Genomic DNA, 26,146 nt, shown 5'->3' on the forward strand with positions numbered 1-26,146 from the left:
GTCATAGGGAAATAAGCGCAGAATATTATGAACACTATTATTCTACCGAAAACACAGCACCTCGTGGTATTTCAGGAAGTCATTAAAAGTGGCTCCATAGGTTCTGCAGCAAGACAGCTGGGCCTGACGCAGCCCGCCGTCAGCAAAATCATCAGCGATATTGAGTCCTACTTCGGCGTGGAAGTGATGGTACGTAAAAACACCGGCGTAAAACTCACTGCCGCGGGCCAGGTTCTGCTCTCGTACTCTGAGTCGATCACCCGCGAGATGAAAAACATGGTGAGCGAGATTAACAGCCTCAGTTTTAGCACCGTCATGGACGTCTCCTTTGGCTATCCGTCGCTGATTGGTTTCACCTTCCTGTCCGGGATGATCAAAAAATTCAGGGAAGTGTTCCCGAAAGCACGCGTATCCATGTATGAAGCCCAGCTCTCCTCTTTTCTTCCGGCCATTCGCGACGGTCGGCTGGATTTTGCCATCGGCACGCTGAGTGATGAAATGCTGCTGCAGGATCTGCACGTCGAGCCGCTGTTCGAGTCCGAGTTTGTGCTGGTCGCCAGTAAATCACGAACGTGCACCGGCCCGACGACATTGGCATCGCTCACGCACGAGCAGTGGGTGATGCCGCAAACCGATATGGGCTACTACAAAGAACTCCTGACCACCCTGCAAGACAACCACATCAGCATTGAAAACATCGTCCAGACCGATTCCGTCGTCACCATTTATAACCTTGTCCTGAATGCCGATTATCTCACGGTGATTCCGCGCGATATGATTGCGCCTTTCGGCTCGGACCAGTTTATTGTGCTGCCAGTGGAAGATGAATTACCCGTGGCGCGTTATGCCGCCGTATGGTCAAAAAATTACAGGATTAAAAAATCGGCGTCAGTATTAGTTGAGCTGGCAAAACAATATTCGTCGATGAATATCGAAAGACGACGATAAAAATAATTACGCTTTAAAATACCCGGGGCGCCGCTTTTTAACGCTCTGATACCCTGACTTTGCCTGAAAACAATGAATTATTATAACGAGGACATTATGCACATTACTTACGATCTCCCGGTAACCATTGAAGATATACAGGATGCCAGAAAGCGACTGGCAGGAAAAATCTATAAAACCGGCATGCCGCGCTCAAATTATCTCAGCGAACGGTGTAAAGGTGAGATATTCCTCAAGTTTGAAAACATGCAGCGTACCGGCTCGTTTAAAATTCGCGGCGCGTTTAACAAGTTAAGCTCGCTGACCGACGCTGAAAAACGCAAAGGCGTTGTCGCCTGCTCGGCGGGAAACCACGCGCAGGGGGTGTCGCTCTCCTGTGCGATGCTCGGTATCGACGGCAAAGTGGTGATGCCAATGGGCGCACCGAAATCCAAAGTCGCTGCGACGCGCGACTACTCGGCAGAGGTGGTGCTGCACGGCGAAAACTTCAACGACACCATCGCCAAAGTGAGCGAAATCGTCGAGATGGAAGGGCGCATTTTTATCCCGCCTTATGACGATCCGAAAGTGATCGCCGGCCAGGGCACCATCGGCCTGGAAATCCTCGAAGATTTGTACGACGTGGATAACGTGATTGTCCCTATCGGCGGCGGCGGATTAATTGCCGGGATTGCCACGGCGATTAAATCCATCAACCCGACCATTAATATTATCGGCGTACAGTCTGAAAACGTTCACGGAATGGCCGCATCGTATCAGGCCGGAGAAATAACCAACCATCGCGTTACCGGCACGTTAGCTGACGGCTGCGATGTGTCTCGTCCGGGTAAATTAACCTTCGAAATTGTTCGTGAACTGGTCGACGACATTGTACTGGTGAGCGAAGACGATATTCGCAACAGCATGATTGCTCTTATTCAGCGAAATAAAGTGGTGACGGAAGGCGCCGGTGCGCTGGCCTGCGCGGCATTATTAAGCGGTAAGCTTGACCACTATATTCAGGGCCGTAAAACCGTCTGCATTATTTCCGGCGGCAATATCGATCTCTCCCGCGTTTCCCAAATTACCGGCTTCGTTGACGCATAAAGGTGACCTATGAGCAACACAGAAAGCATTATCGTTGGCCAGTCCAAAACGTCCTCCTGGCGTAAGTCTGATACTACCTGGACGCTTGGCCTGTTTGGTACCGCCATTGGCGCGGGCGTGCTGTTCTTCCCCATTCGCGCAGGCTTTGGTGGATTGATCCCCATTTTGCTGATGCTGGTTCTCGCGTTCCCGATTGCGTTTTACTGCCACCGCGCGCTGGCGCGTTTGTGTCTGTCCGGCAGCAACGTTTCCGGCAACATCACCGAAACGGTGGAAGAGCACTTTGGGAAGACCGGCGGGGTGGTGATCACTTTCCTCTACTTCTTCGCCATTTGCCCGCTGCTGTGGATTTACGGCGTCACCATTACCAACACCTTTATGACCTTCTGGGAAAACCAGCTCCAGCTGCCCGCGCTGAACCGTGGCTTTGTCGCGCTGTTCCTGCTGCTGCTGATGGCCTTTGTTATCTGGTTTGGTAAAGACCTGATGGTGAAGGTCATGAGCTTCCTGGTGTTCCCGTTTATCGCCAGCCTGGTGCTGATTTCCCTGTCGCTGATCCCGTACTGGAACTCGGCGGTAATCGACCAGGTCAACCTGAGCGATATCGCCTTCACCGGTCATGACGGCATTCTGGTCACGGTGTGGCTGGGTATCTCCATCATGGTCTTCTCCTTTAACTTCTCGCCTATCGTCTCCTCGTTCGTGGTCTCAAAGCGCGAAGAGTACGAACCGGAGTTCGGCAAAGAGTTCACAGAGCAGAAATGTTCCAGAATCATCGGTCGCGCCAGCCTGCTGATGGTGGCCGTGGTGATGTTCTTCGCCTTTAGCTGCCTGTTTACGCTCTCTCCGCAGAATATGGCGGACGCCAAGGCGCAGAACATTCCGGTGCTCTCCTACCTGGCGAACCATTTTGCCTCGATGTCCGGAACCAAATCGACGTTCGCGACGGTACTGGAATACGGTGCCTCCATCATCGCGCTGGTCGCGATCTTCAAATCTTTCTTCGGCCACTACCTGGGCACCCTGGAAGGGCTGAACGGCCTGATCCTCAAGTTTGGCTACAAGGGCGATAAGAAGAAAGTCTCTGTTGGCAAGCTGAACACCATCAGCATGGTGTTCATCATGGGCTCCACCTGGGTTGTGGCGTACGCCAACCCGAACATTCTCGACCTTATCGAAGCCATGGGGGCGCCGATTATCGCCTCTCTGCTGTGCCTGCTGCCGATGTACGCCATCCGCAAAGCGCCAGCCATGGCGAAATATAAGGGCAAACCCGAGAACATCTTCGTCACGGTTGTGGGCCTGCTGACCATTTTGAATATCGTTTACAAACTGTTCTAACCCAAAGCTCAGGAAGAGCGGAGTCATATGATGATTGAGTTTCCGGTAGTACTGGTTATTAACTGCGGATCGTCCTCTGTTAAGTTTTCGGTGCTGGATGCAGCAAGCTGCGATGCCCTGATGACGGGCATTGCAGATGGGATCAACACCGGGAAGGCCTTTATTTCCGTGAACGGGGGGGAGCCGGCCAGACTGGCTCACCAGGACTACGAAGGGGCGCTGGCTGCCATCGCCCTGGAGCTGGAGAAACGCGACCTGATGAGCAGCGTGGCCTTGATTGGCCACCGCATTGCGCACGGCGGCGACCTCTTCAGCGAGTCGACCTTGATCACGGAAGAGGTGATCGCGCAGATCCGCCAGGTCTCCCCGCTGGCGCCACTGCATAACTACGCCAACCTGAGCGGCGTGGAAGCCGCAGAGCGCCTGTTCCCGGGTGTGCAGCAGGTGGCAGTGTTTGACACCAGCTTCCACCAGACGCTGCCGCCGCAGGCGTATCTGTACGGATTGCCGTACCGCTATTTTGAAGAGCTGGGCGTGCGCCGTTACGGCTTCCACGGCACCTCTCACCGCTACGTGGCCGGGCAGGCGCATACGCTTCTCGGGCTGTCCCCCGATGACAGCGGCCTGGTGATCGCCCATCTTGGCAACGGGGCGTCCATCTGTGCGGTGCGCAACGGCGAAAGCGTCGACACTTCTATGGGGATGACGCCGCTGGAAGGGCTGGTGATGGGTACGCGCTGCGGCGACGTGGACTTCGGCGCGATGGCGTGGATTGCCCAGCAGACCGGCCAGTCCTTAGAGGACCTGGAGCGCGTGGTCAACAAAGAGTCCGGATTGCTGGGGATATCCGGCATCTCCTCTGATCTACGCGCGCTAGAGAAAGCCTGGCACGAAGGCAATGAGCGGGCGCAACTGGCAATACACACCTTTGTTCACCGCATTGCGCGGCATATTGCCGGTCACGCCGCGTCGCTGCACCGTCTGGATGGGGTGATCTTTACCGGCGGCATTGGCGAAAACTCGACGCTCGTCCGTGAGCTGGTGGCGGAACATTTGAAAGTGTTCGGCATCCACCTCGACGACGCCAAAAACGCCCTGCCGGGCAGCGCGGGTGAGCGCATCATCAGCACCGATACCTCCCGCGTAGTCTGCGCGGTTGTCCCTACCAACGAAGAAAAAATGATCGCGCTGGACGCTCTCCGTCTTGGGAAGGTTACTCCGGCCGCGGCTTACGCCTGATAAAGCGAGAATCACATGAAAGTAACTATCGATACGGGCGTCGCGCCCTACAGCGACGCATGGGCCGGGTTTCGCGGTGAAGAATGGAAAAACGCCGTTAACGTCCGCGATTTTATTCAGCATAACTACACCCCTTATGAAGGCGATGAAGCTTTCCTCGCGCAGGCGACGCCAGCAACGACGGCGTTGTGGCAGAAGGTAATGGTCGGCATTCGCCAGGAGAATGCCACCCATGCCCCGGTGGATTTTGACACCAACATTGCCACCACCATTACGGCCCACGGGCCTGGCTATATCGACCAGGATCTGGAGACGATCGTCGGTCTGCAAACCGATAAGCCGCTTAAGCGTGCGCTGCACCCTTACGGTGGGATCAATATGATCCGCAGCTCGTTCGAAGCCTACGGTCGGGAGATGGATCCACAGTTCGAATACCTGTTTACCGACCTGCGCAAAACCCATAACCAGGGCGTGTTTGACGTCTATTCGCCGGAGATGATGCGCTGCCGTAAATCCGGCGTGCTGACCGGTCTGCCGGACGGCTACGGGCGCGGACGCATCATCGGCGACTATCGTCGCGTGGCGCTGTACGGGATCGCTTATCTGGTGCGCGAGCGTGAGCTGCAGTTTGCCGATCTGCAGGGCAGGCTGGAGCGCGGTGAAGATCTGGAGGCGACGATCCGCCTGCGCGAGGAGCTGGCGGAGCACAAGCGCGCGCTGCTGCAGATCCAGCAGATGGCGGCGAACTACGGCTTTGATATCTCACGTCCGGCGATGAACGCCCAGGAAGCGGTGCAGTGGGTCTATTTTGCCTACCTTGCCGCGGTAAAATCCCAGAACGGTGGGGCGATGTCGCTGGGGCGCACGGCCTCGTTCCTCGATATCTACATCGAACGCGATATGCAGGCAGGGCGGCTGAATGAAGTCCAGGCCCAGGAGCTTATCGACCACTTCATCATGAAGATCCGCATGGTGCGCTTCCTGCGCACGCCGGAGTTCGACACCCTCTTCTCCGGCGATCCGATCTGGGCGACGGAAGTGATCGGCGGCATGGGGTTGGACGGCCGCACGCTGGTGACCAAAAACAGCTTCCGCTATCTGCACACGCTACACACCATGGGGCCTGCGCCGGAGCCGAACCTGACGATCCTCTGGTCTGAACAACTGCCGATCGCGTTCAAGAAATATGCCGCGCAGGTGTCGATCGTCACCTCTTCGCTGCAGTACGAGAACGACGATCTGATGCGTGCAGACTTCAACAGCGACGACTACGCCATTGCCTGTTGCGTCAGCCCGATGGTGATCGGCAAGCAGATGCAGTTCTTTGGCGCGCGCGCCAACCTCGCCAAAACGCTGCTTTACGCGATCAACGGCGGAGTGGACGAAAAACTGAAGATTCAGGTCGGCCCGAAAACCGAGCCGCTGCTGGGCGACGTGCTGGATTACGACACCGTGATGGCGAGCCTCGATCACTTTATGGACTGGCTGGCGGTGCAGTACATCAGCGCCCTGAATCTCATTCACTACATGCACGACAAGTATAGCTACGAAGCCTCGCTGATGGCGCTGCACGACCGGGACGTCTATCGCACCATGGCCTGCGGCATTGCCGGGCTGTCGGTGGCGGCGGATTCTCTCTCGGCCATTAAATACGCCACGGTGAAGCCGGTGCGCGACCACACCGGTCTGGCGGTCGATTTCGTGATAGAAGGGGACTACCCGCAGTATGGCAACAACGACGATCGCGTGGACAGCATCGCCTGCGACCTGGTGGAGCGCTTTATGAAGAAAATTCAGGCGCTGCCAACCTACCGTAACGCGGTGCCGACCCAGTCGATCCTGACCATCACCTCCAACGTGGTCTACGGCCAGAAGACCGGCAACACGCCGGACGGACGCCGCGGCGGCACGCCGTTTGCGCCTGGCGCGAACCCGATGCACGGTCGCGACAGAAAAGGGGCGGTGGCCTCGCTAACGTCGGTGGCCAAACTGCCGTTCACATATGCAAAAGATGGGATCTCCTACACCTTCTCCATCGTGCCGCAGGCGCTGGGCAAGGACGAGCTGGTGCGTAAAACCAACCTGGTCGGGCTGCTGGACGGGTATTTCCATCATGAAGCGTCCATTGAGGGCGGGCAGCACCTGAACGTCAACGTCATGAACCGGGAAATGCTCCTCGATGCCATTGCGCATCCTGAGAATTACCCGAACCTGACGATCCGCGTTTCAGGGTATGCGGTGCGGTTTAACGCCCTGACGCGGGAGCAGCAGCAGGATGTGATTTCGCGAACGTTTACCCAATCTATCTAAAATGAGTTCTCATGCCCCCTCAACGTAGGGGGCATTTTTTTGCCCGCTAAACATACAAAATTGTTTATATAATTACTCACACATATTCATCCGCTCTTGAAAAACAATGCTCCTGCTTTTTCCTATAACAGAATGTAAGGACAGTAAGATGATGAAAATGACCCGTATTGCGCTGGTCGCCGCCTCGCTGGCAGTGTGCAGTTTTACGGCGCAGGCCGCGAACGTTGAGGCAGCCCCGTCTCCATCGCAGGATCCGCTGGTACAGCACCTGAAGCTCAGCAATGAGCAGGTTAAGAAGATTGACGATCTGCATAAGCAGCTGGAACAAAATGTCAGCAAGATCCCGATGACGGGCGTGAAGGACGGCGCGCTGATCGACATGTTCCAGGCGGGTAAGTGGGACGAAAGCACGGTGAAAAGCCAGCTTTCCGCCTTTAGCAAAATTGAAGAGCAGACCCGTTATTACCGCGTGAAATATTACTTCGACGTCAGCCAGGTATTGACGCCGGAACAGCGTAAGCAGATTAGAACCGATATGGCTAACGCGCTGGCAGAGTGATTCAGGAATCAATCATTTAAAATGAGACCTCACAGAATCGCTTTAATTAGATTCTGTGAGAATGAATTCTAAACATCATGCCGACGCACGTTCATTCCATGCATCAGCAAACTGAATATTCCCGTCGCAATAGGTCCAGGTCGCTTTTTCGTAGCGCAATTGAACAGATTCAAGGTGGCCAGTACCAGGGCAGTTACGTGTATCGTTAACAATAGGGGAGATAGAGACAACTTTCACACCTTCCAGCTCAGTTCTAAAGTATTCAACCTCCCAACCTGCGTCATTAATTCGGTAATATCTAATTTCAACTTTCTTAAGGTTTTGCCCTGTCGCTACCGCCTTATAAAGATAAGGAGATGAGCTATCAATTTCCTTCTCGAACAGGAAAGGCGCGTGTTTCCTCGTTCCGGTTAATCTTCCGGAGAGTGGATCGGTTGGAATACTCAAATTATGGGTTAAACCTCTAATTTCAACACTCCCTTCACGATCCTGAACATCACATGAACCTTTAATGAGTGAGCCACCGTCGTCATAGAACCAAATGTGAACAGGTACGGCCATGATAAAAACTCCTTCTATAAATCAATCGTGTATCCATTTTCCTGCTTTTACCGCTTCGGCAAACATTCTTACCGTCAATGGCTTTGATATTTGCTTAACCGGTTCTTTAGTAAACCATTTCCTGAAAAACCAGGTTTGAGTCCAGGGGAAATAATTTCCAGTGTTAACTTCAATAAGATACTTTTTTTCGAATCGCTCAATGGCATATACGATATCATCCAGATCCGTGTAATCCTGTAAAACATCATCTATCCCGAGGGGAATCCGTTTACCCGTAAATGTGCCTTGTTCTGGTAAATTATCCCTGAAGAATTTTAAAACATCAGCTTCACTGTTCATCTTCACCAAATCCGGTCTTTTGGGTGAGCAATCGTATTATATCTTGAAAGCGTTTTGTAACTTATCATTGCAACATCTGCAGCAAGTATGGTTATCCCAAGTGCAGGTATCCATCGGCCAATGAACGCACCTAAGTTTTTGGTATACATTGGTTTTCTGTATTTAAAGCTTGCAAGTGTAATTGTAGGTAGTCGGTGTGGTAGCTGTACATTCAGTAGATCTCGCAGGTACTTAGATGCCACAGATGTGCCTATTGTAGCCGTTTCTGGCTTTGTTCTGGTTTCAAGTATAGGTAAACCAAGAATCATAGTGGCCATCATTACTGCATCCTTTAATCCGCCGAACTGTTCATCGGTGGCATCCAAAAAAATCCAAAAAAATAACTCAGATGCGGAGATGTTACATACACCTTTATAAAAGTATGTTCCATTGAGTTCTTCAACGGTGTCCATAGTATAACCATAGTCTTTGCGTTGTTTGCTGAAATGTCATCCTATAAAAAACAAAGGGCTGAGAGTAGGGCGTTTATCTTTATAAATTCCGAAATATTCTCGTTTCAGGATGATGTAATTTTTTGATGCGCATCACATTTAGAAAATTTTATCTTCTTTTTAGGATTTTATGGAATGTTTTACTCATGATCTTGATAAATCCTTATAAAGGTTGTGACCTTTTTCTCCCGCGCTCCGGATATGATCTTTCCACACCAATAACACACACCTGCAACCATCTGAATCGCAATCGCTGGCGATCGGAACCTAATAAAAACAACTGTTTACCCTACAAAATAAGCGAGTGCCCCATGAATATGGCAACAAACAGCAGTGTGATTGTGAGTGATTCCCCTGCGGCAAGGCGGGCGGGAATGAGCGAAAGCGAGTGGCGAGAGGCGATTAAATTCGACAGCACCGACACGGGCTGGGTCATTATGAGTATCGGGATGGCTATCGGCGCGGGGATTGTTTTTCTCCCGGTTCAGGTGGGATTAATGGGGCTGTGGGTCTTTTTACTTTCGTCGATTATTGGTTATCCGGCCATGTACCTCTTCCAGCGATTATTTATTAATACGCTGGCGGAATCCCCGGAATGTAAAGACTACCCGAGCGTGATTAGCGGTTATTTAGGTAAAAACTGGGGCATCTTATTAGGCGCGCTCTATTTCGTGATGCTGGTGATCTGGATGTTCGTCTATTCCACGGCTATCACCAACGACAGCGCCTCGTATTTGCATACCTTCGGCGTGACCGACGGTTTGCTCTCGGAAAACCCGTTTTACGGCTTATTCCTGATCTGCATTCTGGTCGCTATTTCGTCGCGCGGTGAAAAGCTGCTGTTTAAAGTTTCCAGCCTGATGGTGCTGACCAAATTATTCGTGGTTGCCGCGCTGGGTCTTTCGATGATTGGACTCTGGCATTTAGCCAACGTGGGCATGCTGCCGCCGATGGGGCTGCTGATTAAAAACGCCATCATCACGCTGCCGTTTACCTTAACTTCCATTCTGTTTATTCAGACCTTAAGCCCGATGGTGATTTCGTATCGTTCACGGGAAAAGTCCGTTGAGGTGGCGCGCCATAAAGCGCTGCGGGCGATGAATATTGCCTTTGGCGTGCTGTTTGTGACGGTCTTTTTCTACGCCGTCTCCTTTACGCTAGCGATGGGGCATGACGAGGCGGTCAAAGCCTACGAGCAGAACATTTCGGCTCTGGCGATTGCGGCGCAGTTTATCAGCGGCGACGGCGCGGGCTGGGTCAAAATCGTCAGCGTGATCCTCAATATTTTTGCTGTGATGACCGCGTTTTTCGGCGTCTACCTCGGCTTCCGCGAGGCCACGCAGGGGATCGTCATGAACATCCTGCGCCGCAAAATGCCGGCAGAAAAAATCAATGAAAATGCCGTCCAGCGCGGGATTATGCTGTTCGCTATCCTGCTGGCCTGGAGCGCGATCGTGTTAAACGCGCCGGTGCTGAGCTTCACCTCCATCTGTAGCCCTATCTTTGGCATGGTGGGCTGCCTGATCCCTGCATGGCTGGTCTACAAGGTCCCGGCCCTACATAAGTATAAAGGCGTATCGCTGGTGATAATCGTCATCACCGGACTGCTGCTTTGTGTTTCTCCTTTCCTCGCATTCTCCTGAGGGTAATTAAGGTCGTAACGATGTCTAAGCAAACTCATCCTTTATGGAATCAATTTATTCGCGTAGTGCAGGAAGAAGTTAAGCCTGCGCTGGGGTGCACCGAGCCCGTTTCTCTGGCGCTGGCCTGTGCGATTGCCGCAGAGCAACTGCCTGGCGACGTCACGAAGATTGAGGCGTGGGTATCGCCGAATCTGATGAAGAACGGGCTTGGCGTAACGGTGCCGGGCACCGGCATGGTCGGGTTGCCCATTGCAGCTGCGCTGGGCGCGATGGGGGGCAATGCGCAGGCGGGGCTGGAGGTGCTGAAAGATGTCACCGCCGATGCGCTGGCGCGCGCCAAAGCAATGCTTAACGCTGGTCTGGTGCAGGTGAAATTGCAGGAGCCGTGCGAGGAGATCCTCTACTCGCGTGCCTGCGTTTACGCCGGAGAGGCTTCGGCCATGGTGACCATCGCGGGTGGGCATACCCGCGTGGTGGAGGTGGTTTGTCAGGGCGAAACGCGCTTCAGGCTTGACGATCGGCAGGCCGAGGTAAGTAACGATCCGCTAGCGGTTCTGTCAAATACCACGCTCTCGCAGATCCTTGAGTTTGTGGAGCAGGTGCCATTCGAGGCGATCCGCTTCATTCTCGATGCGGGGCGTCTGAACGATGCGCTCTCCCGTGAAGGTTTAAGCGGCAGCTGGGGTCTGCACATTGGCGCGACGCTCAGTAAACAGCGCTCACGCGGATGGATGGGGCAGGATCTGGGTTCAGACATTGTTATCCGCACCAGCGCGGCCTCGGACGCCCGCATGGGGGGCGCGACGCTGCCAGCGATGAGCAATTCTGGCTCCGGGAATCAGGGGATCGCCGCCACCATGCCGGTTGTGGTAGTCGCTGAGCACGTTCAGGCTGGTGATGAACGGCTGGCGCGGGCGCTGATGCTCTCGCATCTGTCGGCGATCTATATTCATTATCAGCTTCCGCGCCTGTCCGCACTCTGTGCGGCGACAACGGCAGCGATGGGCGCTGCGGCGGGGATGGCGTGGCTGATGGGCGGTTCTTACCAGACCATTTCTATGGCGATCGGCAGTATGATCGGTGACGTCAGCGGGACGATCTGCGATGGGGCGTCTAACAGCTGCGCCATGAAGGTTTCAACCAGCGTCAGCAGCGCCTGGAAAGCCGTGATGATGGCACTGGATGATACTGCCGTGACGGGCAACGAGGGCATTGTGGCGCACGACGTGGAGCAGTCGATCGCCAACCTGTGCGCGCTGGCGTGCCGCGCAATGCAGGCCACGGACCGGCAGATTATTGAGATTATGGCGAGTAAGGTGTAGCGATTGACCTTCACCCCTCACCCTGGCCCTCTCCCCAAAGGGGAGAGGGAATGATCGAGCCCCTCGCCCCTTTGGGGAGAGGGGTTGGGGTGAGGGGGATTTTTAAACCGGCAAATCAATCAGCAGCGCGCGCAGCGGCGTATCCGCCACCAGGGTAATATTCGCTTCATCACGAATAAACGCTCCGTCACCGCAGGTGAGCGCTTCTTTCTCTTCCGTGTGCGTCACCGCGTGCACCGTACCGTGAATGGACTGCAAATAGGCGCGCGGACCGTGCAGCTGGAAGCTCGCCTGTTCACCTTTTTTCAGCTCGATATGGTGCAGCCACACCTGCTGACGTAGCTGTAAACTGCCTTTGCTGCCGTCAGGTGACGCAATCAGCTGCTGTTTATCGCCCTTCAGATCTATTTTCTGCACAAGCGAGTTTTCCCGCTCAGGGCAGGCGTCCAGCCACAGCTGCATACGGGTCAGAGTTTTGTCTTTGCTGAGGTTATGCTCGCTGTAGCTAATGCCCGGCTGCGTGGAAATTAACAACGCTTCGCCAGCCTTTGCCTGGACATGATTGCCCTCGCTGTCGCGGTATTCTGCCTCGCCTTCCAGGATCAGGTTCAGGATATCGACTTTCGGGTACGTACGCGGCTGGAAGGACGCGCCCGGGGCGAGCACTTCCTGATTCAATACGCGCAGTGAAGCGTAACCGAGGAGTTTCGGGTCAAAATAGTGTCCAAAGGAAAAGGTGTAGCGGGCCTGCAGCCAGCCAAAATCGGCTTGTCCGCACTGTTTAGCTGTTCTTGTCGTAATCATAAACTTGACCTCTCTTTACACTAAAACAATGGTAAAGGTATGGACGCTGCATTGTTAGCCAGATATTCTGCCCGGTATGTTCAAATTTCCTGAATGAGAACGAGATGGCTAAAGAGAGAGCATTGACGCTTGAGGCGCTGCGCGTCATGGACGCGATTGACCGGCGGGGCAGTTTTGCCGCGGCGGCAGATGAACTGGGGCGCGTTCCGTCTGCGCTGAGCTACACCATGCAAAAACTGGAGGAAGAGCTGGACGTCGTGCTCTTTGATCGCTCCGGTCATCGAACAAAATTCACCAACGTGGGCCGAATGCTGCTGGAGCGCGGCCGCGTGCTGCTGGAAGCAGCAGACAAGCTCACCACGGACGCCGAAGCGCTGGCGCGCGGCTGGGAAACCCATCTGACGTTAGTCACCGAAGCGCTGGTGCCCACTGAAGCGCTGTTCCCGCTGGTGGACCGCCTGGCGGCGAAGGCCAACACGCAGCTGTCGATCATCACCGAGGTGCTGGCCGGGGCGTGGGAGCGTCTGGAGACGGGCAGGGCGGATATCGTCATTGCGCCAGATATGCACTTCCGCTCATCCTCGGAAATCAACTCCCGCAAGCTTTACAGCGTCATGAACGTCTACGTTGCCGCGCCGGATCACCCGATTCATCAGGAGCCGGAACCGCTTTCTGAGGTCACGCGCGTGAAGTATCGCGGTGTGGCGGTGGCGGATACCGCGCGTGAACGTCCGGTGCTGACGGTTCAGCTGCTGGATAAACAGCCTCGTCTGACGGTCACGTCACTGGAAGACAAAAGGCAGGCGCTGCTGGCCGGTTTGGGCGTGGCGACGATGCCGTATCCGTTTGTGGAGAAAGATATTGCGGAAGGGCGACTGCGGGTTGTGAGCCCGGAGTACACCAGCGAAGTGGACATTATTATGGCGTGGCGCCGCGACAGCATGGGCGAAGCCAAATCGTGGTGTTTGCGAGAAATACCTAAGCTCTTTGCGCATCACAACAAATAAGCGTACAGGCCCGGTAAGCGTAAGCGCCACCGGGCAGGAATTTACGCGCCGATCTTAGGATCCGGACCAAAGCGGTTTTCGCCCGGCGTGCCGCTCTGACAGTTGAAAATCAAAATCACGATCCAGCCGACAAGCGGGATCAACAGCAACAGCAGCCACCATGCCGAACGGTCGGTGTCGTGGAGACGACGAAACAGCACGGCCCATGAAGGCAGCAGAACCAATAAACCATAGATCGTGGTGAGTACGCCTTCACCGCCGGCGCGCTCCCATCCGAGAATTTTATCCACGATGCCCAGCACCATAATCAGGACGAAGTTCACCAGAACAAACATCCAGTACTCTTTGCGGCGGGCGCGGCCACCAAATCCAATGTAGTTGCGCAGTACTTTTAAATACCAGTCCATTTTTTCCTTGCCTCAATAATCGGTCAATCACTTGTTTTTTAAGCGATCGAGATAAGGATAGATGGTGATTGTGAATTAAAAAAGGGCATCTGTTGATGCCCTCCGTATTTATCCAAAACGAACGTCGCGCCCGTGCGGTTCATCCAGGTCCTGCCACGGGCCAACGGAAATAATGCCCGTTGGGTTGATGGTTTTGTGGCTACGGAAGTAGTGGGTGCGAATATGGTCAAAATCGACCGTCTCCGCGATCCCTGGCATCTGGTAGATGTCGCGCAGGAAACCGTGCAGGTTCATGTAATCGCTGATGCGGTGTTTATCACACTTGAAGTGGGTGACGTAAACCGGGTCGAAGCGGATAAGCGTGGTCCAGAGGCGGATATCCGCTTCCGTCAGGCGATCGCCCGTTAAATAGCGGTGCTGGCCGAGGATCTGCTCCAGCCGTTCCAGGGATTCAAAGACTTTCCCGACCGCTTCGTCGTAGGCTTCCTGGCTGGTGGCGAAACCGGCCTTGTAGACGCCGTTGTTAACGTTGTCGTAAATCCAGCCGTTCAGCTCGTCAATTTTATCCCGCAGCTCGACCGGGTAATAATCTCCGGCGCGGGCACCGTGCGCGTCAAACGCGGTGTTAAACATGCGGATGATTTCCGCAGACTCATTGCTGACGATCGTCTGGTTTTTCTTGTCCCAGAGCACCGGCACCGTAACGCGTCCGGTGTAGTGCGGATCGGCGCGCAGGTAGAGCTGGTAAAGGAAATCGTGGTGATACAGGTCATCACCGGTCGCGGCGGGGAAATCGCTGTCGAACGTCCAGCCATTTTCCAGCATCAGTGGGTTGACCACCGAAACCGGAATCAAAGATTCGAGCCCTTTAAGCTTGCGCACAATCAGCGTGCGGTGTGCCCACGGGCAGGCGAGAGAAACGTACAGATGATAACGATCTTTCTCCGCCGCGAAGCCGCCTTCGCCGCTTGGGCCAGGCGCGCCGTCGGCGGTCAGCCAGTTACGGAAGGCCGAAACAGAGCGCTTGAAGCGTCCTCCGGTGGATTTAGTGTCATACCAGACATCCTGCCAGACGCCGTCTACGAGTTGTCCCATTTTTTCTCCTCCGTCAGATAGCAAAAGCGAGGAGATATCTCCTCGCTTTGGATTCAATCAGTATAGCGTGCTTACCACTTCTTATTCAGAAGGCGGTCGATGCTGTATGCGCCTGGACCTGTGATAGCCAGCAGCAGGAAGCCACCCGCGATGGTCAGGTTTTTCATGAACATCAGTGAGTTCACGCCTTCCGCAAAGTTGCTGTGGAACAGGAACGCGGTCAGCAGGGTAAAGCCTGCGGTAAACAGCGCAGTGGTGCGAGTCAGGAAGCCGAACAGAACCGCCAGGCCGCCGCCGAACTCAAGCAGAATAGTCAGTGGCAACAGGAACCCCGGAACGCCCATGGATTCCATATATTGCTGAGTACCCGCATATCCGGTGATTTTGCCCCAGCCTGCCACGATGAACAGAATTGGCATCAGAATACGTGCGACCAGTACACCAACATCTTCTAATTTTTTCATTTTACTCTCCAGGAAACCACATCAGCGGCTGAACATTATTTGTCTGCAATTTCGGGTAGATACCGCGGCTCTGCTGTCGATGGAGAGGATAATAAACGGGGCGGGTGGCAATTGTTAGCAAGGAAAACTGTCAATCTTCTTCAAAGATATTGAGTAAGGCCAGGTGCGCGCTGGTGCCCTCACCCCAACCCTTTCCCACGGGGAGAGGGCGAAAAAAAACGGTAACCAGGGTTACCGTTTTGCGTTTATCACCGCAGCTGCTGTTGTCGCAACGTCGCTTTCACCAGACGCCAGGCGCTCCAGGCACCAAAACCGCGTCGGGCCCAGCGGATGAGCATATTCGGATGACGAACCGTCCAGATAGCCATCACGCTGCTGCCGACCAGCGCCCATGAACGCAGGCTCAGGAAGGTATTCCAGCCACGGTCAAACCGTCGCGTCGCGTCGATCCAGTCACGGCGGCTGGCAGACAGATCCAGCCGTTGCTGCTGGATCTGACTTAACAGGTACGCTTTTCGCTTCTGACGTTCCGCTTTATCGCTCACGGCTTGTCATCCTCCAGCAGGGCGCGATCGTTAGCCAGTTCCTGGCGCGTGTGGCGCAGGAAAGTGGACTTGCGTGCTTTACGCAGTGTCCATATGCCGCCAATCAACGCCGCGACCAGAAGAACGACGGTCGTGGCAATCATCGCGTTGAGTCGATACTGTGGGTCAATGGCCCAGATGATTAACACCATCAGGCTCATCAGACCAAACGCGGCGAAGAGCATGGTCAGTCCGAGCATCAGCAGCATCTGGAAGAGGTTCGCTTTCTCCTCTTCCAGTTCGACCACTGCCAGCCGGACGCGCGTTTCGGCAATCCCGACCAGCGTCGTTAAAATACGCTGGCCGATGCCGAGGACGTTATTAGCAGGCCCTTGTGCGTGACGAGGATCTTCCATATCAACGACGCGTCAGCAGGACACCCAGTACCACACCTACTGCGGCACCAATTCCAACACCCGTCCATGGATTATCACGTACATATTCGTCCGCACGCGCAGCCGCTTCACGGGTCTGTTTCGCCAGCGCATCCCCGGTTTCACCCAGGCGGTAGCGGCTCTCTTTCAGCGCCTGCTCCGCTTTGCTGCGCAGCTTGCTCACTTCTTCTTTCGACTTATCGGCAGAGGAGTTCAGCACCTCTTCAAGGGTATCGGCCAGGGATTTCAGTTCAGCGCGCAGATGTTCAGACGTCGTATCTTTTGACATGATTCTCTCCTGTTGAGATTTCCGTTAACTCAATAATCGCGAGCTTCCAGCGCTTTCAGGTCGTCCTGCGCCTCTTTCAACTTCTTCTCGCGCTTAGCAATTTTTTCCGCATCCCCTTTCTCTTTCGCTTCCTGCAGGTCTTGTCGGCGCTCGGCTATCTCGTCCTTTTGTTCAGCGATTTTCTTCTGGTGATCGGCACGCAGCTTGCTGTCTGAACAGTTCGCTTTCACTTCGCTCAGCGCTTTTTTAAGACCATCAACACGGTGCTGATTGTTATGCTTTTCGGCATAACCGATCTCACGCTGAATATCCTGTTCTTTCTCCTGACAGAGAGAGTTTGCGAAGGTCGCTGTGCTTAAAGATAAAAGGGCCAGAGCCAGGGTAATGCGGAATTTCATTATCGAAACCTTCCATTGTGTTGCGGGGTTAGCCGCTATCCAAAATTATGCGGAGTACATTCGAGGGGTGCTCCGCGTACTTAAGCATAGTAAGTAAACGGGGGATTCACCAAAGTGAGTGAAAAGATTCGGAATCCTGGAAGTTATCCGAACCGATGCGACGTATCGCGAATCAACGACAGCCATGCGGCCGGCGAGTTGTCGTCTTCCTGCTGGGCAATGATATATCCGTGCGGCAGCGTACGGTCAAGAACGGCTTTCGCGGCGGCGCTCTGCGCACGGGAATCAAACTTAATCAGTAAAACATCGTCCTGCGGGGTGATGCTTTTAAAGCGGATGCCGTTTGCATCCAGATGATGCCAGACAGAAAAACCGTCAGGCACACCGCCCCCCTGGTTTACCGGACGAATGGCCAGCGTAGCGTCCTGATGTGAAAGCGTGTTCCAGGCCAGCAGTATAGCGCTGAGCATCACCAGTGCAATAAAGGCGCAGGCAAAGCGGCGCATGGCGAGCGGTGAGATAACCATCGTTAACCTCGCGCTCCGTATTTTTTCTTCCACAGGACAACCAGCGAGCCAATCAGGCCGAAGACCAGCAGAACAACAGGCAGCAGCATCAGGCAGGACATCAGCTGATCTTCATATTTCATGAAGACCGGCGTTTTACCCAGCGCATAGCCCAGCGTCGTCAGGATCAGAACCCATAACAGGCCGCTCATCCAGTTGAAGAACTGGAAGCGTGCGCTGCTCAACCCGGACAGCCCGGCAATGGTGGGCAGCAGGGTGCGTACAAAGGCGATAAAGCGGCCAATCAGCAGCGCGGAAAGCCCATGCTTATGAAACAGGTGGTGTGCCCGCTGGTGATAGTGCGCAGGCAGATGGGAAAGCCAGTTCTGTACTATTCGGGTATTGCCCAGCCATCTTCCCTGGATATAACTCACCCAGCAGCCAAGGCTGGCCGCGACGGTCAGTAATAAGATGGTCTGCGGGAACGCCATTGCGCCTTTGGCACACAGCACGCCGACAAGCACCAGCAAACTGTCACCCGGTAAGAAGGCCGCAGGCAGCAAACCATTCTCAAGGAACAGGATCATAAACAAGACAAAATAGAGCATGCCAATCATGGAAGGGTTGGCCAGCGTTTCAAAATCCTGCGCCCAGAGGGCATGCAGCAGTTGGGTCAAAAGTTCCATTCAGTGTTCCTGGAAATCGGTTAACGTCTCGCCTGTTATCCGGGACAAACAGCACGGCGACATTGTTGTGATTTCATTATGGTCGCTCGCGGACACATTGAGTTGTGGCCAACACTGTTCCCTGTTAATTGGCTGGTTAGCAAGCACTAACTTTCAAAATAACGAAGTGAATCCAATTGTAACAAAGCCCGACGTTCTGCGTCACAGAATTTGCAGGGTGAGGTGATTTTGGCGTAAGCCCTGAAAGTGAGCGAGGGATTTTACAAAGGCTGACACTATATATGTTTTGCTTACCCACTCAGGCGGGAAGGCGCAGCGAAGCGCCTGCCGGCAGAAAGGTCACCTATTTTGCGCCGCTCGGGGCCGTATCGAGGTGAACGACAGGATTATCAGCAAAAAGATAGCGGTCGGCGTTAAATTCGAAGTCGTCGCTGGTTTCATTGAACAGCATCTGCTTGGTGTTTTCCAGGTGCTGCCACATGGCCAGTTTCGCTGCATGGGGATCTTTACGAATCAGCGCCTTAAGGATCTGGTCGTGATCGTCACACCAGTTGTCGACCGTGCGGGAATCGATGTGATCGTGCAGTTTTTTCCAGTAAGGGTTGTGAACGCGCTGAGTCCACATTTTCTCAACGATTGCCGCCAGCGCCGTATTCTGGGTGGCCAGGGCAACCTGAACGTGAAACTGCAGGTCCCACTCGGAATCACGGAAACATTTTTCCTTGCGGGCGTTTTCCTGAATCTCCATCAGCTTCATGATGTCCTGCTTGGTCACCTGCGTGGCGGCAAATTCGGCAATATTGCTTTCGATCAGCTGGCGAGCCTGGAGCAGCTCAAACGGGCCGTAGCTGGCGAATTCCAGACTTTCATCCGCTACCGGAGAGTGCTTAGGCTGATTAGAAATAACGTGAATGCCGGAACCTTTGCGTACCTCGACGTAGCCTTCCACTTCCAGCATGATAATCGCTTCGCGCACTACGGTGCGGCTCACACTTTTTTCATCCGCGATAAAGCGCTCGGCGGGAAGTTTATCACCGACAAGATAGACCCCTTGCTCGATGCGATCTTTCAGCTCAGCAGCAAGTTGTTGATATAAACGACGTGGTTCGGTGATTTCCATATGCGCTCCAGGCAGGGTACGGCAGATGATTTGTTATACCACTTTCACGGAATACTCTCCAGATTTTGCCATTAAAAAAGCCGCCCGCAGGCGGCTTCGGTGAAACGTATTTTCGCTAACTCTGCGTAGCCGGTTTCCCGAGGGACTCTTTCGCCAGCTCCTCTGCAGATTTACTTTTCAGTACCGTCCAGATAACCACCGCACCCATCAGGTCAAAGATTGCCAGCACCGCGAACAGTGGGCTGAAGCCGATGGTATCCGCCAGCGCGCCGACGACCAGCGCGAACATGGTACTTGCGGTCCACGCGGCCATCCCGGTCAGGCCGTTGGCGGTTGCCACTTCGTTACGGCCGAAGACGTCAGAGGAGAGCGTAATCAACGCGCCGGACAGCGACTGGTGCGCAAAACCACCGATGCACAGCAGCGCGATAGCGACGTAGGGGCTGGTGAACAGACCGATCATGCCCGGGCCAATCATCAGCAGTGCACCCATGGTCACCACCATCTTACGGGAAACAATCAGGTTCACCCCAAACCAGCGCTGGAACAGCGGCGGCAGGTAGCCGCCCACGATACAGCCCAGGTCAGCGAACAGCATCGGCATCCAGGCGAACATCGCGATCTCTTTCAGGTTAAAGCCATAGACCTTGAACATGAACAGCGGGATCCAGGCGTTGAAGGTCCCCCAGGCCGGTTCAGCCAGGAAGCGCGGCAGGGCGATACCCCAGAACTGACGGGTGCCCAGGATCTGCCAGACGGACATCTTCTTACCGTTGTTGGTCTGATGTTGCGCTTCCTGACCACCAATAATGTATTCGCGTTCTTCCTCGGAAAGTTTCTTCTGATCGCGCGGGTGTTTATAGAAAACCAGCCACGCCATTGCCCACGCAAAGCTCAGCACGCCAGAAATGATGAACGCCATCTGCCAGCTGTGCATCACGATAGCCCACACCACCAGCGGCGGCGCAATCATCGCGCCGATGGACGAGCCTACGTTGAAGTAGCCGACCGCAATGGAACGCTCTTTTGCCGGGAACCACTCGGAGCTGGCTTTCAGCCCCGCCGGGATCATCGCCGCTTCCGCTGCCCCTACCGCGCCACGGGCCAGCGCCAGACCGCCCCAGCTGCCTGCCAGCGCGGTTGCGCCGCAGAACACCGCCCAGGCGATGGCGAAGAAGGCATATCCGATTTTGGTACCGAGAATATCCAGAACATAGCCAGCGACTGGCTGCATGATGGTGTATGCCGCGGAATAGGCGGCAATGATGTAAGAGTATTGCTGCGTGGAGATATGCAGCTCTTCCATCAACGTCGGCGCCGCGGCTGCCACGGTGTTACGCGTCAGGTAGCCCAGCACGGTGCCCAGCGTCACCAGCGCGATCATATACCAACGTAACCCTTTAATTTTACGCATCTAAAACCTCATCGTTATGTTATTTCCGCGCCAGAGCACGGCAACCTCTCAACCGTTTCCGGGAGCAGTTGTGTAACGGGAGGGGCATAACCGGGAGAATGTCCCGGAACGGCCCGAACCTTGCCATAAGTAAGCGTGCATAAGTTGGTATCCGTACCGTTAAACCCGATGTTTCTCACACCGGTAATGCATTCCGTCGGCTGAATGTTTGCGACGGCGAAAAGATAACTTGTCATACAACTTTAAAAGGTGAGTGACATCACAAATGTATGATCCTTTGTAGGGTCATTATTCGTTGCGGGTGAAGCCAGTATCGACGCGGCCTGTAGAGTGATTTACCCCAATTTGGGTAATTTATTTGTCGACATTTATTGATCTCACTCACGAAAAAAACGTCGGCGGGTGGAAATTGGTGTGATAACTTTGCAGCATATGAACATACGCTTTCTGACGCTCCCGTAATGAGGAAGACGATAATGACGCCGTTTATGACCGAAGATTTTCTCTTAGATACCGAATTTGCTCGCCGCCTGTACCACGACTACGCAAAAGACCAGCCGATTTTCGACTACCACTGCCACTTACCGCCGCAGCAGGTTGCCGAAAATTACCGTTTCAAAAACCTGTATGACATCTGGCTGAAGGGTGACCACTATAAATGGCGCGCGATGCGCACCAACGGCGTGGCCGAGCGCCTGTGTACCGGCGACGCGACCGATCGCGAGAAGTTTGATGCCTGGGCAGCGACCGTTCCGCACACCATCGGTAACCCGCTTTACCACTGGACGCACCTCGAACTGCGCCGTCCGTTTGGCATCACCGGCAAGTTGCTTTCACCCGCCACAGCGGATGAGATCTGGGACCAGTGCAACGCGCTGCTGGCGCAGGATAACTTCTCTGCGCGCGGCATCATGAAGCAGATGAACGTGAAGATGGTGGGCACCACCGACGATCCGATTGACTCTCTGGAACATCATGCCGTTGTCGCCAAAGACACCTCTTTTGACATCAAAGTGCTGCCAAGCTGGCGCCCGGACAAAGCCTTCAACATCGAACAGGCCACCTTCAACGACTACATGGCGAAGCTGGCGGAAGTGTCCGATACCGATATTCGTCGTTTCGCTGACCTGCAAACCGCGCTGACTAAACGCCTGGATCACTTCGCGGCGCACGGCTGTAAAGTTTCCGACCACGCGCTGGACGTGGTGCTGTTTGCGGAATCAAACGAAGCCGAACTGGACAGCATCCTGGCGCGTCGTCTGTCCGGTGAATCGCTTAGCCAGCATGAAGTGGCGCAGTTCAAAACGGCGGTGCTGGTGTTCCTCGGTGCGGAATACGCCCGTCGCGGCTGGGTACAGCAGTACCACATCGGCGCGCTGCGCAATAACAACCAGCGCCAGTTCAAACTGCTGGGCGCGGACGTGGGCTTCGACTCCATCAACGACCGTCCGCTGGCGGAAGAGCTGTCCAGACTGCTGAGCAAACAGAACGAACAGAACCTGCTGCCGAAAACCATTCTGTACTGCCTGAACCCGCGCGATAACGAAGTGCTGGGCACCATGGTCGGCAACTTCCAGGGCGAAGGGATGCCGGGCAAGATGCAGTTCGGCTCCGGCTGGTGGTTCAACGATCAGAAAGACGGCATGGAGCGGCAGATGACGCAACTGGCGCAGCTTGGCCTGCTGAGCCGCTTTGTCGGCATGCTGACCGACAGCCGCAGCTTCCTCTCTTACACGCGCCACGAATACTTCCGCCGCATTCTGTGCCAGATGATTGGCCGCTGGGTGCATGCGGGTGAAGCGCCAGCGGATCTCCAGCTGCTGGGCGACATGGTGAGAAACATCTGCTTTAACAATGCGCGTGACTACTTCGCCATTGAACTGAACTAAGGCCGTCTGAGGTTGATATGCAATACATCAAAATCCATTCGCTGGATAACGTCGCCGTCGCGCTGGCAGATTTAACCGAAGGCACGGAAGTGACCTTTGACAACCAGTTGGTCACGTTACGCCAGGCCATTGGACGTGGACACAAGTTTGCCTTGTTCCCCATTGCAAAGGGGGAGAACGTGGTGAAGTACGGTTTGCCCATCGGACATGCGCTGGCGGATATTGCGCCGGGTGAATATATTCATTCCCACAACGCGCGCACGAATCTGAGCGATCTGGACGAGTACAGCTATCAACCTGATTTACCCGAAGAAAATGTGCAGGCGGCGGATCGTGAAGTGCAGATCTACCGCCGCGCTAATGGTGAGGTGGGGATCCGCAACGAGCTGTGGATCCTGCCGACCGTCGGCTGCGTCAACGGCATTGCGCGTCAAATTCAGACGCGTTTCCTGAAAGAGACCAACAATGCCGAAGGCACCGACGGCGTGCATCTGTTCAGCCACACCTACGGCTGCTCGCAGCTGGGCGATGACCACATCAATACCCGCACCATGCTGCAAAACATGGTGCGCCACCCGAACGCGGGCGCGGTGCTGGTGATCGGCCTCGGCTGCGAAAACAACCAGGTGGATGCCTTCCGCGACACGTTGGGCGAATTCGCTCCTGAGCGCGTGCACTTCATGGTGTGCCAGCATCAGGACGACGAAGTGGAGGCGGGCGTTGAGCTGCTGCACCAGCTTTATGAGGTGATGCGCCACGACAGGCGCGAGCCGGGCAGGCTGAGCGAGCTGAAGTTTGGGCTGGAGTGCGGTGGGTCTGACGGCCTTTCCGGGATCACCGCCAACCCGATGCTGGGCCGCTTCTCGGATTACGTGATCGCCAACGGCGGTACGACGGTGCTGACCGAAGTGCCGGAAATGTTCGGCGCGGAGCGCATTCTGATGAGCCACTGCCGCGACGAAGAGACGTTTGAGAAGACCGTTACCATGGTGAATGACTTCAAACAGTACTTCATCGCCCACAATCAGCCGATTTATGAAAACCCGTCGCCGGGTAATAAGGCGGGTGGGATCACCACGCTGGAGGAGAAATCCCTCGGCTGCACCCAGAAAGCGGGGGCCAGCCAGGTGGTGGACGTTCTGCGCTACGGCGAACGCCTGAAAACCCACGGTCTGAACCTGCTGAGCGCACCGGGTAACGATGCGGTCGCCACCAGCGCGCTGGCGGGGGCGGGCTGTCATATGGTGCTGTTCAGCACCGGTCGCGGTACGCCGTACGGCGGTTTTGTGCCGACGGTCAAAATCGCCACCAACAGTGAGCTGGCGGCGAAGAAAAAGCACTGGATTGATTTCGACGCAGGCCAGCTGATACATGGCAAAGCGATGCCGCAGCTGCTGACGGAGTTCGTGGACACTATCGTGGAGTTTGCTAACGGCAGGCAGACCTGCAATGAGAAGAACGACTTCCGCGAGCTGGCGATCTTTAAGAGTGGTGTGACGCTTTAATCGGTGCGGCCTGATGCCCTCTCCCACGGGGAGAGGGTACAAACACTAAAAACGGCAACCTCAGGGTTGCCGTTTTGCTGTTAACCTCGCAGGGCATTCTTCGCTAAACGCGCGTCTTCCGCCTGACAGGCCGCTGCGGTGAACAGCACGTCGGTAGAGGAGTTCAGCGCGGTTTCACAGGAGTCCTGCAGCACGCCGATGATGAAGCCGACGGCCACAACCTGCATCGCAATCTCGTTCGGGATGCCAAACATATTGCACGCCAGCGGGATCAGCAGCAGCGAACCGCCCGCCACGCCGGATGCGCCGCAGGCACACAGCGACGCCACCACGCTCAACAGCAGCGCCGTTGGCAGATCAACAGGAATACCCAGCGTATGCACCGCCGCCAGGGTCAGCACGGTGATAGTAATAGCGGCGCCCGCCATGTTCACGGTCGCGCCCAGCGGGATCGACACGGAGTAGGTATCGCGGTCCAGGTTCAGCTTCTCTGCCAGCGCCATGTTTACCGGAATGTTCGCCGCAGAGCTGCGGGTGAAGAAGGCATACACGCCGCTCTCGCGCAGGCAGGTCAGCACCAGCGGATACGGGTTGCGGCGGATCTGCCAGAACACTAGCAGCGGGTTGATCACCAGCGCCACCAGCAGCATACAGCCGACCAGAACAACCAGCAGCTGCGCGTAGCCCCACAGCGCGTCGAAACCGGTGGTCGCCAGCGTGGAAGAGACCAGCCCGAAAATACCGACTGGCGCAAAGCGAATCACCAGTTTCACCATAAAGGTGACGGCGTTCGACATATCATTCACCAGGTTTTTCGTGGTTTCGTTGCCGTGACGCAGCGCGAAGCCCAGTCCAATCGCCCAGACCAGGATGCCAATGTAGTTTGCATTCATCAGCGCGGTAATGGGGTTTGAAACCATGCTCATCAGCAGGCCGCGAAGGACTTCGACAATGCCGGACGGCGGCGTGATATCACCGGCGGCGCTGGTCAGGTGCAGCGTGGACGGGAACAGGAAGCTGAACACAACGGCCGTTAAGGCCGCAGAGAAGGTTCCCAGAAGATACAGGAACAGAATAGGGCGAATGTTGGTTTTTTGTCCGTGCTGGTGGTTGGCAATCGACGCCATCACCAGCATCAGCACCAGTACCGGTGCGACGGCCTTCAGCGCGCCAACGAAAAGGGTGCCGAGCAGCCCCGTGGCTTCCGCGGCAGGTTTTGACACCATCGCCAGCAGAATACCCAGTACCAACCCGACCAGAATTTGTTTTACAAGGCTGCCCTGCGCCAGGCGCGCGAACAGACCGCGTGATTGTGTGCTCATACGTTATTCCTGAGTGAAATTGCGTTCCATCCTGGATGTGCTCTAAGTCACATTTATGTCCGGATGTAAGTATTTGTTTGCCTGGTTGAGTATCAGGGAAAGGAGCGAAAGGCGGAAGCGTAAAATGCTGGATTTTACGTGTTGCGTCATGTTTTTTAACTATTGGTTAACGAAAATGCCGGGTGGCGCTGCGCTTACCCGGCCTGTATTGCATTTCCCCCTCTCCCTGTGGGCTGAGGGATCCCCAGTAATTTTTAAGCAGAAGCAATAATGCTGTTTCAGAACGATTTAAGGCTTTCAGCGATGCTATGGTCCGGCTGTAAATCGCTGAGGCGTTTCCGTAAGGCCGGGGCGAGGCGCACGGATGCGCCGAGAGGGCGTGGCCTGCAGGGATGCAGGCTCATGCCCGACCCGATAGCCTGAAGGAATAAGCTGAGGGCACC

Annotated in this window: 27 protein-coding genes; 11 read left to right on the forward strand and 16 right to left on the reverse strand. The window is 55.0% G+C overall.

The features are described from left to right. Positions 1-27 precede the first annotated feature (27 nt). From tdcA to URZ40_RS17775, 6 genes are all read left to right on the forward strand, one after another. Positions 28-948, forward strand: coding sequence for a transcriptional regulator TdcA (gene tdcA, locus URZ40_RS17750; protein ID WP_163329732.1), 921 nt, complete (start codon positions 28-30; stop codon positions 946-948). Positions 949-1,044: 96 nt separating this feature from the next. After that, positions 1,045-2,034: a bifunctional threonine ammonia-lyase/L-serine ammonia-lyase TdcB gene (gene tdcB, locus URZ40_RS17755; protein WP_096217841.1), complete on the forward strand. Its 990-nt coding sequence runs from the start codon at positions 1,045-1,047 to the stop codon at positions 2,032-2,034. A 9-nt stretch (positions 2,035-2,043) separates the two neighbouring features. Beyond that, complete coding sequence (gene tdcC, locus URZ40_RS17760; protein ID WP_116342210.1) at positions 2,044-3,375, forward strand: threonine/serine transporter TdcC; 1,332 nt, start codon at positions 2,044-2,046, stop codon at positions 3,373-3,375. A gap of 30 nt (positions 3,376-3,405) precedes the next feature. Beyond that, positions 3,406-4,614 (forward strand): propionate kinase, encoded by a 1,209-nt coding sequence (gene tdcD, locus URZ40_RS17765; protein ID WP_302220252.1) that lies wholly within the window; start codon positions 3,406-3,408, stop codon positions 4,612-4,614. Positions 4,615-4,629: 15 nt separating this feature from the next. After that, entirely contained in the window at positions 4,630-6,924 is a 2,295-nt protein-coding gene (gene pflB, locus URZ40_RS17770; protein ID WP_320720945.1) for a formate C-acetyltransferase, read from the forward strand. A 148-nt stretch (positions 6,925-7,072) separates the two neighbouring features. Continuing rightward, positions 7,073-7,483, forward strand: a complete 411-nt coding sequence (locus URZ40_RS17775; RefSeq protein WP_320720946.1) for a Spy/CpxP family protein refolding chaperone — start codon at positions 7,073-7,075, stop codon at positions 7,481-7,483. 75 nt (positions 7,484-7,558) lie between these two features. Here the strand turns inward: URZ40_RS17775 and URZ40_RS17780 are convergent, their stop codons facing one another. The 3 genes from URZ40_RS17780 to URZ40_RS17790 are packed head-to-tail and all read right to left on the reverse strand — an operon-like array spanning position 7,559 to position 8,835. Beyond that, on the reverse strand, positions 7,559-8,044 hold the full coding sequence (locus URZ40_RS17780) for a type VI secretion system tube protein TssD (protein ID WP_010435904.1): 486 nt from the start codon (positions 8,042-8,044) through the stop codon (positions 7,559-7,561). A 21-nt stretch (positions 8,045-8,065) separates the two neighbouring features. Continuing rightward, a complete protein-coding gene (locus URZ40_RS17785; RefSeq protein WP_080328283.1) occupies positions 8,066-8,383 on the reverse strand; it encodes a DUF1493 family protein in 318 nt (105 codons plus the stop codon). Positions 8,384-8,385: 2 nt separating this feature from the next. After that, positions 8,386-8,835 carry an STM2901 family protein gene (locus URZ40_RS17790; RefSeq protein WP_010435901.1) on the reverse strand — a complete coding sequence of 150 codons (450 nt, stop codon included), beginning with the start codon at positions 8,833-8,835 and terminating at the stop codon, positions 8,386-8,388. Between the two features lie 350 nt (positions 8,836-9,185). Between URZ40_RS17790 and URZ40_RS17795 the strand changes: the two genes are divergently transcribed. Together URZ40_RS17795 and URZ40_RS17800 are read left to right on the forward strand one after the other, a co-directional pair. Beyond that, a complete protein-coding gene (locus tag URZ40_RS17795; RefSeq protein ID WP_022649483.1) occupies positions 9,186-10,517 on the forward strand; it encodes an amino acid permease in 1,332 nt (443 codons plus the stop codon). Between the two features lie 20 nt (positions 10,518-10,537). Beyond that, positions 10,538-11,839 (forward strand): serine dehydratase subunit alpha family protein, encoded by a 1,302-nt coding sequence (locus URZ40_RS17800; protein WP_192983887.1) that lies wholly within the window; start codon positions 10,538-10,540, stop codon positions 11,837-11,839. 102 nt (positions 11,840-11,941) lie between these two features. Here the strand turns inward: URZ40_RS17800 and URZ40_RS17805 are convergent, their stop codons facing one another. After that, positions 11,942-12,643, reverse strand: a complete 702-nt coding sequence (locus URZ40_RS17805) for a pirin family protein (RefSeq protein ID WP_316379877.1) — start codon at positions 12,641-12,643, stop codon at positions 11,942-11,944. A 104-nt stretch (positions 12,644-12,747) separates the two neighbouring features. On the opposite strand from URZ40_RS17805, the gene yhaJ reads away from it, so the two are divergent. After that, positions 12,748-13,650 carry a DNA-binding transcriptional regulator YhaJ gene (yhaJ, locus tag URZ40_RS17810; protein WP_003862655.1) on the forward strand — a complete coding sequence of 301 codons (903 nt, stop codon included), beginning with the start codon at positions 12,748-12,750 and terminating at the stop codon, positions 13,648-13,650. 41 nt (positions 13,651-13,691) lie between these two features. Here the strand turns inward: yhaJ and URZ40_RS17815 are convergent, their stop codons facing one another. The 11 genes from URZ40_RS17815 to URZ40_RS17865 all read right to left on the reverse strand — a co-directional run bounded on the left by URZ40_RS17815 (position 13,692) and on the right by URZ40_RS17865 (position 20,987). Then, the gene (locus URZ40_RS17815) at positions 13,692-14,057 is read right to left on the reverse strand and encodes a DUF805 domain-containing protein (RefSeq protein ID WP_061096989.1); all 366 of its coding nucleotides are present in this window, start codon (positions 14,055-14,057) and stop codon (positions 13,692-13,694) included. A gap of 108 nt (positions 14,058-14,165) precedes the next feature. Beyond that, entirely contained in the window at positions 14,166-15,152 is a 987-nt protein-coding gene (locus URZ40_RS17820; protein WP_116342199.1) for a glutathione S-transferase family protein, read from the reverse strand. Positions 15,153-15,223: 71 nt separating this feature from the next. Then, positions 15,224-15,616: a DoxX family protein gene (locus tag URZ40_RS17825; protein WP_116342196.1), complete on the reverse strand. Its 393-nt coding sequence runs from the start codon at positions 15,614-15,616 to the stop codon at positions 15,224-15,226. 248 nt (positions 15,617-15,864) lie between these two features. Further along, the gene (locus URZ40_RS17830) at positions 15,865-16,161 is read right to left on the reverse strand and encodes a YqjK-like family protein (RefSeq protein WP_014885330.1); all 297 of its coding nucleotides are present in this window, start codon (positions 16,159-16,161) and stop codon (positions 15,865-15,867) included. Then, positions 16,158-16,556 carry a phage holin family protein gene (locus URZ40_RS17835; RefSeq protein WP_014885329.1) on the reverse strand — a complete coding sequence of 133 codons (399 nt, stop codon included), beginning with the start codon at positions 16,554-16,556 and terminating at the stop codon, positions 16,158-16,160. The genes URZ40_RS17830 and URZ40_RS17835 overlap by 4 nt, the downstream gene beginning before the upstream one ends. Position 16,557: 1 nt before the next feature. After that, positions 16,558-16,863: a YqjD family protein gene (locus URZ40_RS17840; protein WP_008503141.1), complete on the reverse strand. Its 306-nt coding sequence runs from the start codon at positions 16,861-16,863 to the stop codon at positions 16,558-16,560. A 29-nt stretch (positions 16,864-16,892) separates the two neighbouring features. After that, on the reverse strand, positions 16,893-17,261 hold the full coding sequence (locus tag URZ40_RS17845; RefSeq protein ID WP_116342194.1) for a DUF1090 domain-containing protein: 369 nt from the start codon (positions 17,259-17,261) through the stop codon (positions 16,893-16,895). A gap of 143 nt (positions 17,262-17,404) precedes the next feature. Further along, positions 17,405-17,788, reverse strand: coding sequence for an EnvZ/OmpR regulon moderator MzrA (mzrA, locus tag URZ40_RS17850; RefSeq protein ID WP_116342191.1), 384 nt, complete (start codon positions 17,786-17,788; stop codon positions 17,405-17,407). A gap of 2 nt (positions 17,789-17,790) precedes the next feature. Further along, positions 17,791-18,453 carry a DedA family general envelope maintenance protein YqjA gene (gene yqjA, locus URZ40_RS17855; protein WP_008503144.1) on the reverse strand — a complete coding sequence of 221 codons (663 nt, stop codon included), beginning with the start codon at positions 18,451-18,453 and terminating at the stop codon, positions 17,791-17,793. Between the two features lie 343 nt (positions 18,454-18,796). After that, positions 18,797-19,573, reverse strand: a complete 777-nt coding sequence (gene exuR / locus URZ40_RS17860) for a transcriptional regulator ExuR (protein ID WP_028014506.1) — start codon at positions 19,571-19,573, stop codon at positions 18,797-18,799. A gap of 115 nt (positions 19,574-19,688) precedes the next feature. Next, positions 19,689-20,987, reverse strand: coding sequence for an MFS transporter (locus URZ40_RS17865; RefSeq protein ID WP_116342188.1), 1,299 nt, complete (start codon positions 20,985-20,987; stop codon positions 19,689-19,691). Between the two features lie 476 nt (positions 20,988-21,463). Between URZ40_RS17865 and uxaC the strand changes: the two genes are divergently transcribed. Together uxaC and URZ40_RS17875 are read left to right on the forward strand one after the other, a co-directional pair. Further along, on the forward strand, positions 21,464-22,876 hold the full coding sequence (uxaC, locus tag URZ40_RS17870) for a glucuronate isomerase (RefSeq protein ID WP_116342186.1): 1,413 nt from the start codon (positions 21,464-21,466) through the stop codon (positions 22,874-22,876). 17 nt (positions 22,877-22,893) lie between these two features. After that, on the forward strand, positions 22,894-24,381 hold the full coding sequence (locus URZ40_RS17875) for an altronate dehydratase family protein (RefSeq protein WP_316379879.1): 1,488 nt from the start codon (positions 22,894-22,896) through the stop codon (positions 24,379-24,381). An 80-nt stretch (positions 24,382-24,461) separates the two neighbouring features. Here URZ40_RS17875 and sstT read toward each other — a convergent pair whose 3' ends face one another. Further along, the gene (gene sstT, locus URZ40_RS17880; RefSeq protein WP_320720947.1) at positions 24,462-25,703 is read right to left on the reverse strand and encodes a serine/threonine transporter SstT; all 1,242 of its coding nucleotides are present in this window, start codon (positions 25,701-25,703) and stop codon (positions 24,462-24,464) included. Between the last annotated feature and the right edge of the window lie 443 nt (positions 25,704-26,146).

Source organism: Enterobacter sp. 296B2, from assembly GCF_034106185.1.
Taxonomy (GTDB): domain Bacteria; phylum Pseudomonadota; class Gammaproteobacteria; order Enterobacterales; family Enterobacteriaceae; genus Enterobacter; species Enterobacter cloacae_N.